Origin of the sequence: Woronichinia naegeliana WA131, assembly GCA_025370055.1 — a bacterium.
GTDB classification, from domain to species: Bacteria; Cyanobacteriota; Cyanobacteriia; order Cyanobacteriales; family Microcystaceae; genus Woronichinia; species Woronichinia naegeliana.
Window position 1 is genome coordinate 6,416,513 of sequence record CP073041.1, and the last position, 15,384, is coordinate 6,431,896.

At 39.3% G+C, this 15,384-nt stretch carries 12 protein-coding genes, 1 tRNA gene and 5 pseudogenes; 13 read left to right on the forward strand and 5 right to left on the reverse strand.

The features are described from left to right. Nucleotides 1-168: 168 nt before the first annotated feature. Complete coding sequence (locus KA717_32565) at nucleotides 169-612, reverse strand: hypothetical protein (protein UXE60285.1); 444 nt, start codon at nucleotides 610-612, stop codon at nucleotides 169-171. Nucleotides 613-858: 246 nt separating this feature from the next. On the opposite strand from KA717_32565, the pseudogene KA717_32570 reads away from it, so the two are divergent. Together KA717_32570 and KA717_32575 are read left to right on the forward strand one after the other, a co-directional pair. Beyond that, nucleotides 859-2,195, forward strand: a pseudogene (locus KA717_32570) (IS5 family transposase). A 393-nt stretch (nucleotides 2,196-2,588) separates the two neighbouring features. Then, on the forward strand, nucleotides 2,589-2,834 hold the full coding sequence (locus KA717_32575; protein ID UXE60286.1) for a DUF4926 domain-containing protein: 246 nt from the start codon (nucleotides 2,589-2,591) through the stop codon (nucleotides 2,832-2,834). Here the strand turns inward: KA717_32575 and KA717_32580 are convergent. Then, the gene (locus tag KA717_32580) at nucleotides 2,800-3,408 is read right to left on the reverse strand and encodes a Uma2 family endonuclease (GenBank protein UXE60287.1); all 609 of its coding nucleotides are present in this window, start codon (nucleotides 3,406-3,408) and stop codon (nucleotides 2,800-2,802) included. The genes KA717_32575 and KA717_32580 overlap by 35 nt on opposite strands. A 4-nt stretch (nucleotides 3,409-3,412) precedes the next feature. Next, complete coding sequence (locus tag KA717_32585) at nucleotides 3,413-3,619, reverse strand: DUF2283 domain-containing protein (GenBank protein ID UXE60288.1); 207 nt, start codon at nucleotides 3,617-3,619, stop codon at nucleotides 3,413-3,415. 41 nt (nucleotides 3,620-3,660) lie between these two features. Between KA717_32585 and KA717_32590 the strand changes: the two genes are divergently transcribed. From KA717_32590 to KA717_32600, 3 genes and pseudogenes are all read left to right on the forward strand, one after another. After that, nucleotides 3,661-4,629 carry a DUF1156 domain-containing protein gene (locus tag KA717_32590; protein UXE60289.1) on the forward strand — a complete coding sequence of 323 codons (969 nt, stop codon included), beginning with the start codon at nucleotides 3,661-3,663 and terminating at the stop codon, nucleotides 4,627-4,629. Nucleotides 4,630-4,731: 102 nt separating this feature from the next. After that, nucleotides 4,732-4,935 (forward strand): annotated as a pseudogene (locus KA717_32595) (IS5/IS1182 family transposase). A gap of 124 nt (nucleotides 4,936-5,059) precedes the next feature. Next, nucleotides 5,060-6,398, forward strand: a pseudogene (locus KA717_32600) (IS5 family transposase). A 216-nt stretch (nucleotides 6,399-6,614) separates the two neighbouring features. Here the strand turns inward: KA717_32600 and KA717_32605 are convergent. Further along, nucleotides 6,615-6,863, reverse strand: a complete 249-nt coding sequence (locus tag KA717_32605) for a DUF4126 domain-containing protein (GenBank protein ID UXE60290.1) — start codon at nucleotides 6,861-6,863, stop codon at nucleotides 6,615-6,617. Between the two features lie 183 nt (nucleotides 6,864-7,046). Here KA717_32605 and KA717_32610 point away from each other — a divergent pair, with 183 nt between their 5' ends. The 8 genes and pseudogenes from KA717_32610 to KA717_32645 all read left to right on the forward strand — a co-directional run bounded on the left by KA717_32610 (nucleotide 7,047) and on the right by KA717_32645 (nucleotide 13,483). Then, on the forward strand, nucleotides 7,047-7,820 hold the full coding sequence (locus KA717_32610) for a pentapeptide repeat-containing protein (GenBank protein UXE60291.1): 774 nt from the start codon (nucleotides 7,047-7,049) through the stop codon (nucleotides 7,818-7,820). Between the two features lie 96 nt (nucleotides 7,821-7,916). After that, nucleotides 7,917-8,002, forward strand: a tRNA-Leu gene (locus KA717_32615). 638 nt (nucleotides 8,003-8,640) lie between these two features. After that, a pseudogene (locus tag KA717_32620) lies at nucleotides 8,641-9,978 on the forward strand (IS5 family transposase). 239 nt (nucleotides 9,979-10,217) lie between these two features. Then, nucleotides 10,218-11,519 (forward strand): hypothetical protein, encoded by a 1,302-nt coding sequence (locus tag KA717_32625; protein ID UXE60292.1) that lies wholly within the window; start codon nucleotides 10,218-10,220, stop codon nucleotides 11,517-11,519. Then, nucleotides 11,480-12,298, forward strand: coding sequence for a hypothetical protein (locus KA717_32630; protein ID UXE60293.1), 819 nt, complete (start codon nucleotides 11,480-11,482; stop codon nucleotides 12,296-12,298). The genes KA717_32625 and KA717_32630 overlap by 40 nt, the downstream gene beginning before the upstream one ends. Before the next feature lie 55 nt (nucleotides 12,299-12,353). Beyond that, nucleotides 12,354-12,761, forward strand: a complete 408-nt coding sequence (locus KA717_32635; GenBank protein UXE60294.1) for a hypothetical protein — start codon at nucleotides 12,354-12,356, stop codon at nucleotides 12,759-12,761. Continuing rightward, the gene (locus KA717_32640; protein UXE60295.1) at nucleotides 12,761-13,210 is read left to right on the forward strand and encodes a hypothetical protein; all 450 of its coding nucleotides are present in this window, start codon (nucleotides 12,761-12,763) and stop codon (nucleotides 13,208-13,210) included. The genes KA717_32635 and KA717_32640 overlap by 1 nt, the downstream gene beginning before the upstream one ends. A gap of 9 nt (nucleotides 13,211-13,219) precedes the next feature. Further along, entirely contained in the window at nucleotides 13,220-13,483 is a 264-nt protein-coding gene (locus tag KA717_32645; protein ID UXE60296.1) for a hypothetical protein, read from the forward strand. Between the two features lie 217 nt (nucleotides 13,484-13,700). On the opposite strand, the pseudogene KA717_32650 reads toward KA717_32645, so the two are convergent. Further along, a pseudogene (locus KA717_32650) lies at nucleotides 13,701-15,038 on the reverse strand (IS5 family transposase). Nucleotides 15,039-15,384 lie beyond the last annotated feature (346 nt).

The following is a 15,384-nucleotide window of genomic DNA, read 5'->3' on the forward strand; positions in this document are numbered from 1 at the left end:
CTCTTGTATCCATAAAAACAAGATCGTGTCTGTATCCTATGTTACCGTTTGAATTTGGAATTGCTGGTCATCAATCAGCAATTCCAAATTCAGAATGTAGTCAAAGATACAAAAGGCTCGATGTATTTACTGGCAAGGGTTTTGCTATGAAAATTGCCAATTAATCAACTAGGAAGAATTCGAGACAGCGAGAGAAACTGAGTCATCAAGCATAAAATCTAAAAGATGATGCCAGCTTTCAAAGAACAGATATTTGGTCAAAGAGAGAATATCTTGAAAGAATCCCTTACGAGTGCCGCGTTGGACGCGAATTCTCTGGTAACGTTCATCAACCAAACCTAAAACCGTGTGCAAGAGAAAAGCCAGCAAATTCAGGATAAGCAAAACAGAGGCGAGGTGTTGTTTACCATGCCCAAAATTATGCTCTAAGTGATAGCCTCGATTTTTGAGAATATTGTGATTCTCGTTCTCAGTACGCCAACGAGTCCGTCCAGCACGACAGACATCAAGAACGATGTGAGGGGTGAGAAAATGATTGGTAATCCAACTATTGTGATAAAGAAGTTGAGCATCGGATTCGCGGTGGATTTTTAGCTCACACCAGTTAACCAACAAAGCAGGCTGTTGGTCTCGCAGGGGAATCTGATTGAGATAACGGCAGTGCCAAATCTCGAAATACTTCCCATTCCAACGTCGGTGTTGAGTGGTTTTGACTTCTCCATTAGCTTCTAAATAGGGCTTGCTGAAAAAAGCTGAAACCTTTACGGAGAAAAATAGTAGGCGAATTAAGAACCGCTAGAATGCACGAAAATAGGGTAGAATGCCTCAAAACCATTGCATTAAGAAGAGAGAAAGCAGATGTACCGAAAGCAACAGTACTCAATTGAAACACCAGAAAACTTGAAAAATCTGTTCGGCGGGCAGTTAGACGAAGAAAATCGTTGGATAGAAATGTCAAAAATGATTCCCTGGGAAGAATATGAGGAAGAATATGCAAAAAACTTCACAGAAAAAAAAGGAGCCCCAGCCAAATCATTTAGAATGGCATTAGGAGCATTAATTATCAAAGAAATTTCAGGAAAAAGTGACAGAGAAACAGTAGAACAAATAAAAGAGAACCCTTATTTACAGTACTTTATAGGAATGGAAAGCTATAGTAGCAAAGAAGCATTTAATGCGTCAATGATGGTTCATTTTCGTAAAAAAATAGGAATGGAATTAATAAATAAAATTAATAAAGAAATAGAAAAAAAGCGACGGGTGTAGCGTCAGAAAAAAAAGAAAATGAAGGAAAGTTATTGTTAGATGCGACTTGTACACCAGCAGATATAAAATATCCAACGGATATAGGAATATTGAATGATGCCAGAGAAAAAACAGAAAAAATAATAGATAAGCTGTATGAAGAAATAAAAGAGAAAAGGAAAGAAAAGCCGAGGACTTATAGGGAAGTGGCAAGAAAAGAGTACTTAGCCATAGCAAAAAAACGTCGTGTGTCAAAAAAAGAAAGAAGAAAAGGAACAAAAAAACAACTAGGATATATAAAAAGAAACTTGTCTGATATAGAAAAAATGATAGAAGAGGGAGCAAAGTTAGAAAAACTAACGAAAAAAGAGCAAGAAGAGCTTGTAACGATAGGAAAAGTGTATGAGCAACAGTTAGAAATGTATGAAAAAAAGACAAATAAAGTAGAAAACAGAATTGTGAGTGTAAGCCAACCTCACGTGCGTCCAATAGTGCGTGGAAAAGCGGGAAAAGCAGTAGAGTTTGGAGCTAAAATATCGGCAAGTAATGTGAATGGCTTTGTCTTCTTAGACAAATTAAGTTGGGATAATTACAACGAATCGGGAGATTTACAAGCGCGAATAGAAGAATATAAAAGGGAAACAGGATGTTATCCGGAATCGGTTCATGTGGATAAAATCTATCGAACAAAAGCGAATCGAGCTTATTGTAAAGAAAGGGATATAAGAATGAGTGGTCCCCGATTGGGAAGACCGCCGAAAGAGGTGAGCAAAGAAAAAAAGAAAGAGGCACGCTCAGATGAAAGAGTGCGTAATGCCATTGAGGGTAAATTCGGACAGGGAAAGAGGAAATTTAGTCTTGGTCGAGTGATGGCCAAACTACCTGAGACCTCGGAAACGGTAATTGCGATGAACTTTTTGGTAATGAATCTTTCTACTCTACTTCAGAAGACAAAAAGTAAAAAGTTGTAGAGTCGTTTTTCTTGTGAAAAATGGTGTTAATTTTCCTCTCTTTTGTGAGGAGTGATTTGTGTTGACCTTTTTAGACAGAAAGGAACAATAGATTAAACAAAATCTGTATTTTGATTTGTTTCCATAAGGATAAGTTATCTATGCTTTTTCAGTCCATACTTCCCTAACCCACATTTCTTTCGTTTTTTGACTTTTTCAGCAAGCCCTAAATAGGGTCTGCTGAAAAAGTCCACAAAACGAACCTAGATGCCACAGGAGGCGAAAAATGGTGACTTCAGAGAGTAGTTTCCAATTTCAACCCCCAGTTTTCCAACGACGTGCATGGGCTTTGAGCCTCCAAAGGCCATAACCTTGCACCTGATCGTTTTTAAAATGCTTGAAAGCATTATCTGGCAAGGGTTCTATACTTATTCAGCAAGCCCTAAATACAAACTCTGTCGAGGCGATGTGGCGACGATTGTTGAGCATCATGCTGTTGCTGAAGGAGAAGATGGTTATAGTTTGGAAGTGTTTAATGCGACGGGGGAAATGATCGCCGTTATTACGGTGGCAGAGTCACAAATTACTCCTCTCAGCCGTAATACTATTTTGAATGCTCGTCTGTTGGAAGTGGCTTAAAATCCACATCTTCATAAATATCTTGAATGGTCATTTCCAGATTTAAGATCGGCGATCGCAGTGTGGCTTGAGGATTTTCGTAGGTGCGATAAAGCCAGGTCTCATCATCGGTTTTGCAATATTGTTCAACTTGTAATTCAGATTGTTTCACCAGCCAATATTCCCGAAAACTGGGAATGGAACGATAAGCTTTAAATTTATCGCCTCGGTCATAGTCTGACGTGGATTGGGACAATACTTCGATAATCAAGACTGGATTCAGGATGGTATCGGTACGGTTTTCATAAAACTGGGGTTCATCGTGGATAACCAAAACATCGGGGTAGGTATAGCGACGGGTTTCAGGTATCCAGACCCGCAGATCACTGGCAAAAACTTTACCTTTGTTCGGTTTTAAGGCAATTCGCAAAAATGTACAGAGGTTGATAATAATTTGATTGTGAATCAGGGAACCACCAGTCATCGGGATAATTACTCCGTCTAGGTATTCATTTCTCTGTTCGGACTTTTCTTCTAGGGCTAAATATTCGGCGGGACTGTATAGTTTGGGGGGAGATTCAACTAAAGTAGGCATAATTTTAAGCGGTTACTAAAGGTAGAGCAAAGGATTGAAGATTAATTTCATCAACATTTTGAGAATAATTATCGAGGGTAATAGCCACTACCTTACCTTGCTCGTCATAGTCCAAAATAAGATCATCTGATACCGCATCAGTTAAAACAACGGGGTTACGGGTCAATTCAATGGCTAAAGTATCAGTTTCAGAAAAGTATTGAATTTTCATTATGGCTCATAATAATAAAACTAAAGTCAGTGTACTTGTCTATGTCTAATCTAACTCCCTTTGCCCTACGAGATACCCCAGCCCTAATTGAGCGCATCTTTCCCGCCCAGAAAATTTCGGCGGAGGCACAGAAGGAACGAAAGGCAGGAGCGGGGCAAACTTTAACGGCGTTGGGGTCGTACTGGAAGGGTCGTAAACCGTTGATTATGGTGCGGGCTATTGTCTTGGGCTGTTTGTTACCAGTAACGGAAGATTTAGAGGCAGATTTACAGATTTTTGAGCAGTTGATGGCGATCGCCGATGAGTCTTTTTCTCGCAGGGAACCGAAATTAAAGGTGGCGGAGTTGGCGGAACGGATTAGGTTGGAGAATCCCTGGGATTTTTTTGATTACATACTACCGAAGGGGAAAAATTTGCCTCTTTTTGAAGGGGGGGACAATGAAGACAATATTGCCAACCTAACTTTTCCTTTGCAAATACCGCTTAAGGTTCGTTGGAAGCGGGGTTTACCAGACGCAGAGAAGCAAAAAATCTATGGCTTGGCGTTGGAGGGGTTGACCTATGAAGAAAAGGTAAATCTCTGTAAGCGACCAGAGGAACTTGATCCAGAGATGTTGTATGGCCCCATTTGGCCAGCAGTAAATGCCCATTTAGGTCGGTTTGGGATTTCGGCTCAGTCCCATCAGGAGTTGGTGGAGCAGTTGGGGATTTTGCGGTTTGGGCATCGTCCGAAGGTGGGAGATACGTTTTGTGGGGGTGGCTCTATTCCCTTTGAGGCAGCGCGGTTGGGGTGTGATGTCTATGCGTCAGATTTGAACCCTGTGGCTTGTATGTTGACCTGGGGGGCGTTGAATATTATCGGGGCAAGCCCTGAACGGCGGGCGGAAATTGAACAGGCTCAGAGAGAAGTGGCGGAAGCAGTGGATCAAGAAATTGTGACGTTGGGGATTGAACATAATGAACGGGGTGATCGAGCTAAGGCGTATTTAGGGCTTGCTGAAAAAAGCTGAAACCTTTACGGAGAAAAATAGTAGGCGAATTAAGAACCGCTAGAATGCACGAAAATAGGGTAGAATGCCTCAAAACCATTGCATTAAGAAGAGAGAAAGCAGATGTACCGAAAGCAACAGTACTCAATTGAAACACCAGAAAACTTGAAAAATCTGTTCGGCGGGCAGTTAGACGAAGAAAATCGTTGGATAGAAATGTCAAAAATGATTCTTTGGGAAGAATATGAGGAAGAATATGCAAAAAACTTCACAGAAAAAAAAGGAGCCCCAGCCAAATCATTTAGAATGGCATTAGGAGCATTAATTAGGGCTTGCTGAAAAAAGCTGAAACCTTTACGGAGAAAAATAGTAGGCGAATTAAGAACCGCTAGAATGCACGAAAATAGGGTAGAATGCCTCAAAACCATTGCATTAAGAAGAGAGAAAGCAGATGTACCGAAAGCAACAGTACTCAATTGAAACACCAGAAAACTTGAAAAATCTGTTCGGCGGGCAGTTAGACGAAGAAAATCGTTGGATAGAAATGTCAAAAATGATTCTTTGGGAAGAATATGAGGAAGAATATGCAAAAAACTTCACAGAAAAAAAAGGAGCCCCAGCCAAATCATTTAGAATGGCATTAGGAGCATTAATTATCAAAGAAATTTCAGGAAAAAGTGACAGAGAAACAGTAGAACAAATAAAAGAGAACCCTTATTTACAGTACTTTATAGGAATGGAAAGCTATAGTAGCAAAGAAGCATTTAATGCGTCAATGATGGTTCATTTTCGTAAAAAAATAGGAATGGAATTAATAAATAAAATTAATAAAGAAATAGAAAAAAAAGCGACGGGTGTAGCGTCAGAAAAAAAAGAAAATGAAGGAAAGTTATTGTTAGATGCGACTTGTACACCAGCAGATATAAAATATCCAACGGATATAGGAATATTGAATGATGCCAGAGAAAAAACAGAAAAAATAATAGATAAGCTGTATGAAGAAATAAAAGAGAAAAGGAAAGAAAAGCCGAGGACTTATAGGGAAGTGGCAAGAAAAGAGTACTTAGCCATAGCAAAAAAACGTCGTGTGTCAAAAAAAGAAAGAAGAAAAGGAACAAAAAAAACAACTAGGATATATAAAAAGAAACTTGTCTGATATAGAAAAAATGATAGAAGAGGGAGCAAAGTTAGAAAAACTAACGAAAAAAGAGCAAGAAGAGCTTGTAACGATAGGAAAAGTGTATGAGCAACAGTTAGAAATGTATGAAAAAAAGACAAATAAAGTAGAAAACAGAATTGTGAGTGTAAGCCAACCTCACGTGCGTCCAATAGTGCGTGGAAAAGCGGGAAAAGCAGTAGAGTTTGGAGCTAAAATATCGGCAAGTAATGTGAATGGCTTTGTCTTCTTAGACAAATTAAGTTGGGATAATTACAACGAATCGGGAGATTTACAAGCGCGAATAGAAGAATATAAAAGGGAAACAGGATGTTATCCGGAATCGGTTCATGTGGATAAAATCTATCGAACAAAAGCGAATCGAGCTTATTGTAAAGAAAGGGATATAAGAATGAGTGGTCCCCGATTGGGAAGACCGCCGAAAGAGGTGAGCAAAGAAAAAAAGAAAGAGGCACGCTCAGATGAAAGAGTGCGTAATGCCATTGAGGGTAAATTCGGACAGGGAAAGAGGAAATTTAGTCTTGGTCGAGTGATGGCCAAACTACCTGAGACCTCGGAAACGGTAATTGCGATGAACTTTTTGGTAATGAATCTTTCTACTCTACTTCAGAAGACAAAAAGTAAAAAGTTGTAGAGTCGTTTTTCTTGTGAAAAATGGTGTTAATTTTCCTCTCTTTTGTGAGGAGTGATTTGTGTTGACCTTTTTAGACAGAAAGGAACAATAGATTAAACAAAATCTGTATTTTGATTTGTTTCCATAAGGATAAGTTATCTATGCTTTTTCAGTCCATACTTCCCTAACCCACATTTCTTTCGTTTTTTGACTTTTTCAGCAAGCCCTAAATAAGAGTTGGATAATCTGCAAAATTCGCTGGCCGAGTAGTCGTTTAGAGGCAAATAATTCAAATAAAGACCAACTGGTTAGAATGGCAATTAAAATTCTTGGGTTAATACGCCCTAAAATTGGCACGTTTGACCATAGATCATCCTGTAAAAGGCCAATCATCAGGAGTGGTAGGGCAATCCGCATTCCGGCGGCTGCTGAGGCCGATAAAATGGCTAAAACACCAATAAGCATTCAAAAAAAAGATGGTCGCCCTAAAAGCTTAAGACAAGTACACTGTGAGTAGGGTAAGTATATCGCCTTTTTGTAAGTGTAAATGTTTCTTCCTGATTTGAGATGAGCAAGAGTTGAGGTTTGATGACCGTCTGATCGGGCTATGAGAATTGACTAGAATAAATGGAGTTCCTGGTGAATCCTATGTCTATTTCCCTTCGTACTTTAACCAGTTTTTGGCTATTGGTTTTGCTTGCTGCTCCGGCGATCGCCGAAAATATTAATCAACTGGCGCAATTACTGAGTACAAAAAAATGTCCTATGTGCGACTTAAGTGGTTCTGGGCTGGTATTTGCCGATTTAACGGGGGCTAATTTAGCGGGGGCCAACTTGGCGGGGGCCAATCTCAGTCAGGCCAATTTGAGTGGGGCCAATCTCACGGGAGCGAATCTGAGTGGAACATCTTTTAACAGTGCGAATTTAACCGGAGCCGATTTGCGGGGCGCGATCATGAATGGCACAGATCTGCGAGGAGCCTATTTAACCAATGCCAATCTGACTGCTACCAATTTGGATTCTGCCTTTGTCCAGGGAGTGGTGGGAATGCCGACCAATGCCGGAACTCCCGAACTCTTCTTCGGTTGGGGGTTATTGGAAAGCCGTAAGGGAAATTTTAAGGCGGCTCTGAGCAATTACAACAAAGCTCTGGATTTAGATCCCCATTTCGCGCCGGGTTATCTAGGACGCGGCTTGGCCTTGTTAAAAATGGGAGATGAAACGGCGGCTAAACAAAATGTCGAATATGCTTCCAAATTGTTTGAGGAGGAGAAAAATACCGATGGTTATGATACGGCCCAAAATTTTCTGAAAAATCTACAAGCAATGCAAGATGCCCGCGCCAATGGGGCCGGCACTCCTCAATTAGATGCGATCGTCCGAGGGGTAGCTTCCCTGGCACTGCAATTTCTGCTGCGCTAGATTATCCACAAATTTTTCCAGGAGAGATTTGTATTTAGAGCCACCCATGCTATGATGTTAAATCGTCGGTAAAAAACCGATGTTAAAAAAGGAAACGGGGGTGTGGCGGAATGGTAGACGCTGCGGACTTAAAATCCGTTGAGCCTTATAAGCTCGTGAGAGTTCGAGTCTCTCCACCCCCATCTGTTTTTGCGATGTTGTGTGTTTTTAATAATCGACAATAAGCTCCAAAACGAGTTGAATGCTTTGAGTGTAAAGTTTTTTGTCCATTAGAATAGCTGATTTTGTCAGTAAACAACTTGTCAATTCTGATTATTAATGATACAATTGGGCTAAACAAATTTAAATTTTAAGATCTCTCTTTGCCAGGCCTCTCATAACGCAATGTAGGCCCTATCCCCCCTCTTTATAATTAAATTTATTTAAAATAAGCTTTGTGAACTTCGGTTTAAATGAAATACTGAGGTGAGTTCTGTCATTTTTGGACAGACTTAGCAGCCATCCTCTGTCTATTAATATATCAAACCCATTTAGCTGGTGAGTACGAAAGTCAGGAATCTCTCCTAACAAGTTGATAGTTGATAAGCCGTTACGAATTTAAATTACATCATGATTCTCTGCTGAAAGTCTTGTAAACAGAGGCTTAAGCTCCTTTCCTATAGATGTTTTAGATAGTGAACAACTTAGTTGATAATTAGGGCTTGCTGAAAAAAGCTGAGACCTTTACGGAGAAAAATAGTAGGCGAATTAAGAACCGCTAGAATGCACGAAAATAGGGTAGAATGCCTCAAAACCATTGCATTAAGAAGAGAGAAAGCAGATGTACCGAAAGCAACAGTACTCAATTGAAACACCAGAAAACTTGAAAAATCTGTTCGGCGGGCAGTTAGACGAAGAAAATCGTTGGATAGAAATGTCAAAAATGATTCCCTGGGAAGAATATGAGGAAGAATATGCAAAAAACTTCACAGAAAAAAAAGGAGCCCCAGCCAAATCATTTAGAATGGCATTAGGAGCATTAATTATCAAAGAAATTTCAGGAAAAAGTGACAGAGAAACAGTAGAACAAATAAAAGAGAACCCTTATTTACAGTACTTTATAGGAATGGAAAGCTATAGTAGCAAAGAAGCATTTAATGCGTCAATGATGGTTCATTTTCGTAAAAAAATAGGAATGGAATTAATAAATAAAATTAATAAAAAAATAGAAAAAAAAGCGACGGGTGTAGCGTCAGAAAAAAAAGAAAATGAAGGAAAGTTATTGTTAGATGCGACTTGTACACCAGCAGATATAAAATATCCAACGGATATAGGAATATTGAATGATGCCAGAGAAAAAACAGAAAAAATAATAGATAAGCTGTATGAAGAAATAAAAGAGAAAAGGAAAGAAAAGCCGAGGACTTATAGGGAAGTGGCAAGAAAAGAGTACTTAGCCATAGCAAAAAAACGTCGTGTGTCAAAAAAAGAAAGAAGAAAAGGAACAAAAAAACAACTAGGATATATAAAAAGAAACTTGTCTCATATAGAAAAAATGATAGAAGAGGGAGCAAAGTTAGAAAAACTAACGAAAAAAGAGCAAGAAGAGCTTGTAACGATAGGAAAAGTGTATGAGCAACAGTTAGAAATGTATGAAAAAAAGACAAATAAAGTAGAAAACAGAATTGTGAGTGTAAGCCAACCTCACGTGCGTCCAATAGTGCGTGGAAAAGCGGGAAAAGCAGTAGAGTTTGGAGCTAAAATATCGGCAAGTAATGTGAATGGCTTTGTCTTCTTAGACAAATTAAGTTGGGATAATTACAACGAATCGGGAGATTTACAAGCGCGAATAGAAGAATATAAAAGGGAAACAGGATGTTATCCGGAATCGGTTCATGTGGATAAAATCTATCGAACAAAAGCGAATCGAGCTTATTGTAAAGAAAGGGATATAAGAATGAGTGGTCCCCGATTGGGAAGACCGCCGAAAGAGGTGAGCAAAGAAAAAAAGAAAGAGGCACGCTCAGATGAAAGAGTGCGTAATGCCATTGAGGGTAAATTCGGACAGGGAAAGAGGAAATTTAGTCTTGGTCGAGTGATGGCCAAACTACCTGAGACCTCGGAAACGGTAATTGCGATGAACTTTTTGGTAATGAATCTTTCTACTCTACTTCAGAAGACAAAAAGTAAAAAGTTGTAGAGTCGTTTTTCTTGTGAAAAATGGTGTTAATTTTCCTCTCTTTTGTGAGGAGTGATTTGTGTTGACCTTTTTAGACAGAAAGGAACAATATATTAAACAAAATCTGTATTTTGATTTGTTTCCATAAGGATAAGTTATCTATGCTTTTTCAGTCCATACTTCCCTAACCCACATTTCTTTCGTTTTTTGACTTTTTCAGCAAGCCCTATTTATATTGTTTGGAAACTCATTGTCCTGAAACAGGTTGGTTAGTGCCAATGTCTCCGAGTTGGGCTGTCTCGAAAAGGCATAATGTATATGCAAAGCTTATTCCTAATCCCCAAGAAAAACGGTTTGAGATTGAGATTATTACTGGAGCAAGTCAGGAGGAAATGGAAACAGCAGAAAAGGGTACGGTACAGGACGGAAATTTGATTTATGAATTAGACGAGAAAGTTTATCAAACTTCGATTAAAACGATTCGGGGGGATTACAAGGATCAAGATAAAGTCAATCGTAATAAGCTTAGACAATGGGAAAAGTCGGATTTTAAACCCCGTCCCGATGATATTTTTCAAGAACGGCTCTATTGTATTCAATGGATTGCGAAAGAAACTTTGGGAAAATCAACCTTAGACACTTATTTTGCGGCAGTAACGGCTTGGGATTTAGCCAATGAAAAAAAGGTGGAAGATATTGTTGGAAAAAGTTTAAGAACTTGGCAAGATAAGGGTTTAGTCCCTGATATGGAAATCGAGGCAGGGGCTAAAACTGATGAGCCAATTAGGACAAGAGGTTGGCGTTATTGGCATCATTTATTTAATCCAAGAAATATATTACTTATCAGTAATTTGAAAAAAATAAGTAAAGAGTCTATACATTTCTTAGGAATAGCAAGATGCTTAGATTATAACAATAAGTTAACACGTTGGTTTACAGGTTCTCGAACTGACGGTGGATCTGATTTTACAACTAATATGTTTTCAAATCAGGCTCTAAATACTCTGATTAATTGGGGATGTAGAGGAAGTCTTGACGGAATTGAACCTTTTACCAGAAAGACTGTGACGATTAAAAACAAAATATTAAATAATCACTCTGTATTTGTATTAGATGTTAAATCTTTATCTATTCGTAATGACATTTTTATAACCGATCCCCCTTATGCCGATGCAGTCAACTATGAAGAAATCACCGAATTTTTTATTGCATGGCTCCGTAAAAATCCGCCGCCCCCCTTTGATCAATGGATTTGGGATTCCCGCCGTAGTTTAGCCATTAAAGGCGATGGAGAAGACTTTCGCCGAGGCATGGTCGCCGCCTATAGTGCCATGACCCAAAATATGCCCGATAACGGCTTGCAGTGCGTCATGTTCATCCATCAAGACACCAGCGTTTGGTCAGATATGGTTTCAATCTTCTGGGCCGCAGGCTTACAGGTCGTCAGTGCCTGTGGTATATCGCCACCGAAACCAGTTCAGCCCTCAAACAAGGCGGCTATGTGCAGGGAACCGTTACTCTGTTACTGCGAAAACGTTTAGAAACCGCCAGCACCTTTAAACAAAGACTATTGCCCAAAATTCGTCAGGAAGTAGCCGCCCAAATCGAAGCCATGCTTAATCTCAACGAAGAAGCCTCAATGTATGGGGAAAGCGTCTTCAACGATTCCGATCTGCAAATGGCTGGTTATGCCGCCGCCATGAAAGTCCTGACCCAGTACACCGTCGTAGATGGCCGAGACGTGACTGCCCTAGCCCTACAACCCCGCCAAAAAGGAGAAAATACCGTCGTTGATGACATCGTGCAGTATGCCTCGGAAATTGCCAATAACCTACTCATTCCTGATCGCCTCAAAGCCCTGAACCCCGAAACCTGGGGCGAAATCACAGGCGTAGAGCGTTTTTACTTGCGGATGTTAGCCATAGAACAAACAGGAGCCAGTAAACTCGATCATTACCAGAACTTTGCCAAAGCCTTCCATGTCGCCTATCAACCTTTAATGGCTTCCCTTAAACCCAATAATGCTCGTCTTAAGGGAGCCAAAGACTTTAAACCCCGTGAACTCGCAAGTGGTGAACTGGCTGGAACCCTCTTGAGTGAAATTCTGATGGCGATCCAAGAACTCCTGAAAGACAAAGACCCAAAGGTGGTGATTAGCCAAATTCGCACTAGCCTTGATGATACCTACTTCCCTAAACGTCCCCATTTAATCGCTATGGCCCAATACATCGCTGAAATGTTAGACAATCAACACTTCCAGGAGGCCCAAAAAGCTCAGATTATCAGCGATCGGATTCGTAACGAAGGACTCGGAACCTAATCTACAATTCACTTATTTTTAAATACAAGGACATAAATTAATGAAAACTATCGAGGTGATCGCCACTATTAATGCGAATGGACAAATTCAACTCAGCCAACCTGAGAACCTGCCCATTGGCAAATTCAAAGTTGTCATTGTGATTGATGAATCTACTGACCCCGAAGCTTTAGAAACTACCGAGGTTGATAATTCTTTTTTGAGTACCGCAGGAGATATTATCGGAAGCTTACAAAGTCTTCCTGCTGATTTATCCACTAACAAACAATATTTTGAGGGGCTTGTTCAAGGCAATCAAGAGTCTAACTGGGATCATCTAGCCAAAGAAATTGAACAGAAAAGTAGTTTGTCTCAACAACAAAAATTAAAGAAATTATTAACGTCTTGGCTAGAAGAAGGTGATCAAAATGAGCAGTCAGAAACCTTTAAAATTATGTCAGAAGCAGAAGGGATTTCTATCTAATGACTAACTTAATTGTTCTAGATTCTAATCCACTCGGTTTAATCACAAATCCAAAAGTTTCTCCAATAACTTTACAATGTCAACAATGGTTTAAAAATCTTTCTAGTAGAAATTACTTTCCTGTTCTTCCCGAAATTATTGACTATGAAGTAAGACGTGAACTAATTCGGGCAGATAAGCAATCTGGAATTAAAAGACTTGATCAACTCAAGGCAGAAATTATTTATTTGCCGATAACCACTCCTGTCATGTTAAAGGCAGCAGAACTGTGGGCGCAAGTCAGAAAACAAGGAAAACCAACCAGTGATGATAAAGCATTAGACGGTGATGTAATTTTAGCATCCCAGGCAATTTTACTATCTGAATTGGGGTATGAGGTTATAGTCGCAACCAGTAATCCTAAACACATCTCTCTCTTTATTACTGCAAAAAACTGGAATGAAATCTAAATTTATTTCATGAATTTATCTCCTATCCACCGTTACTCTTCCCGTACCCATCGCATCGATCATTCTGTTTTGGTCGAACATTTGAAAGGGGCAAAACGTTACCATCGCATTGCAGGGTATTTCACCAGTTCTCTCTTTGAAATAGCGGGGGAATATTTAGAAGATATTAAAGAAGTCAAAATTGTTTGTAACTCTGATGTCAGAGCCGAGGATATTCGGGTCGCTAAAGTTCAAGAAGCTAAACTATTAGGACGGTTAAATAGGGCTTGCTGAAAAAGTCAAAAAACGAAAGAAATGTGGGTTAGGGAAGTATGGACGGAAAAAGCACAGATAACTTTTCCTTATGGAAAGAAGTCACAATACAGATTTTGTTTAATCTATTGTCCCTTTCTTTCTACAAAAAGTCAACAAAAATCACTCCTCACAAAAGAGAGGAAAATTAACACCATTTTTCAGAAGAAAAACGACTCTACAACTTCTTACTTTTTGTCTTCTGAAGTAGAGTAGAAAGATTCATTACCAAAAAGTTCATCGCAATTACCGTTTCCGAGGTCTCAGGTAGTTTGGCCATCACTCGACCAAGACTAAATTTCCTCTTTCCCTGTCCGAATTTACCCTCAATGGCATTACGCACTCTTTCATCTGAGCGTGCCTCTTTCTTTTTTTCTTTGCTCACCTCTTTCGGCGGTCTTCCCAATCGGGGACCACTCATTCTTATATCCCTTTCTTTACAATAAGCTCGATTCGCTTTTGTTCGATAGATTTTATCCACATGAACCGATTCCGGATAACATCCTGTTTCCCTTTTATATTCTTCTATTCGCTCTTGTAAATCTCCCGATTCGTTATAATTATTCCAACTCAATTTGTCTAAGAAGACAAAGCCATTCACACTACTTGCCGATATTTTAGCTCCAAACTCTACTGCTTTTCCTACTTTGCCACGCACTATTGGACGGATGTGAGGTTGGGTTATACTCACAATTCTGTTTTCTACTTTATTCGTCTTTTTTGCATACATCTCTAACTGTTGCTCATACACTTTTCTTATCGTTACAAGCTCTTCTTGCTCCTTTTTCGTTAGTTTTTCTAACTTGGCTCCCTCTTCTATCATTTTTTCTATATGAGACAAGTTTCTTTTTACATATTGTAGTTGTTTTTTTATTCCTTTTCTTCTTTCTTTTTTTGACACACGACGTTTTTTGACTATCTCTAGGTAGTCTTTTCTTGCTGCTACTCTATACGTTCTTGGCTTTTTTTTCTCTTTTCCTTGTATTTGTTTATAAAGCTCATCTATTGTTTCTTCTGTTTTTTCTCTTGCTTCATTCAATATTTCTATATCCGTTGGATATTTTATATCTGCTGGTGTACAAGTTGCATCTAACAATAGCTGTCCTTCATTTTCTTTTTTTTCTGACACTACTCCCTCGAACTTCTTTACCATTTCTTTATTAATTTTATTGATTAATTCCATTCCTATTCTTTTACGAAAATGAACCATCATTGACGCATTAAATGCTTCTTCGCTACTATAGCTTTCCATTCCTATAAAATACTGTAAATAAGGATTTTCTTTAATTTGTTCCACTGTTTCTCTATCACTTATTCCTAACATTTCTTTGATGATTAATGCCCCCAACGCCATTCTAAATGATTTCGCTGGTGCTCCTTTTTCCTCTGTGAAGTTTTTTGCATATTCTTCCTCATATTCTTCCCAGGGAATCATTTTTGACATTTTTACCCAACGATTTTCTGCGTCTAACTGCCCATCGAACGGATTTTTGAAGTTTTCTGGTGTCTTAGTTTCGTACTGTTGTCTTCCGTACATATGTTTTGCCTCCTTTTCCGGCAAGGTTTTCAAGCCATTTTAACCTATTTCCCTGTATTCTGCCTGTCCTTAATTCGGCTACTATCTTTTCTCCGTAAGAGTTTCAGCTTTTTTTCGGCAAGCCCTAAATAGTCTGCCCATCGAAGCCGAAACTCTACTGAATAGACCCCGTTATCAGTGGCTTTATAATTTTTTGAACCAACATCCCCAAGCCATTCGGGTTGCGCCCGATAATATCTGCGGATTTGTTCACGGTAAGGCAGGAGTGATTGAAAAAGCCGATGGGACAAAGATCGGGTTTATCGGTTCCATGAACGAGACTAGGCACTGGTATCGTCTAGCTAGA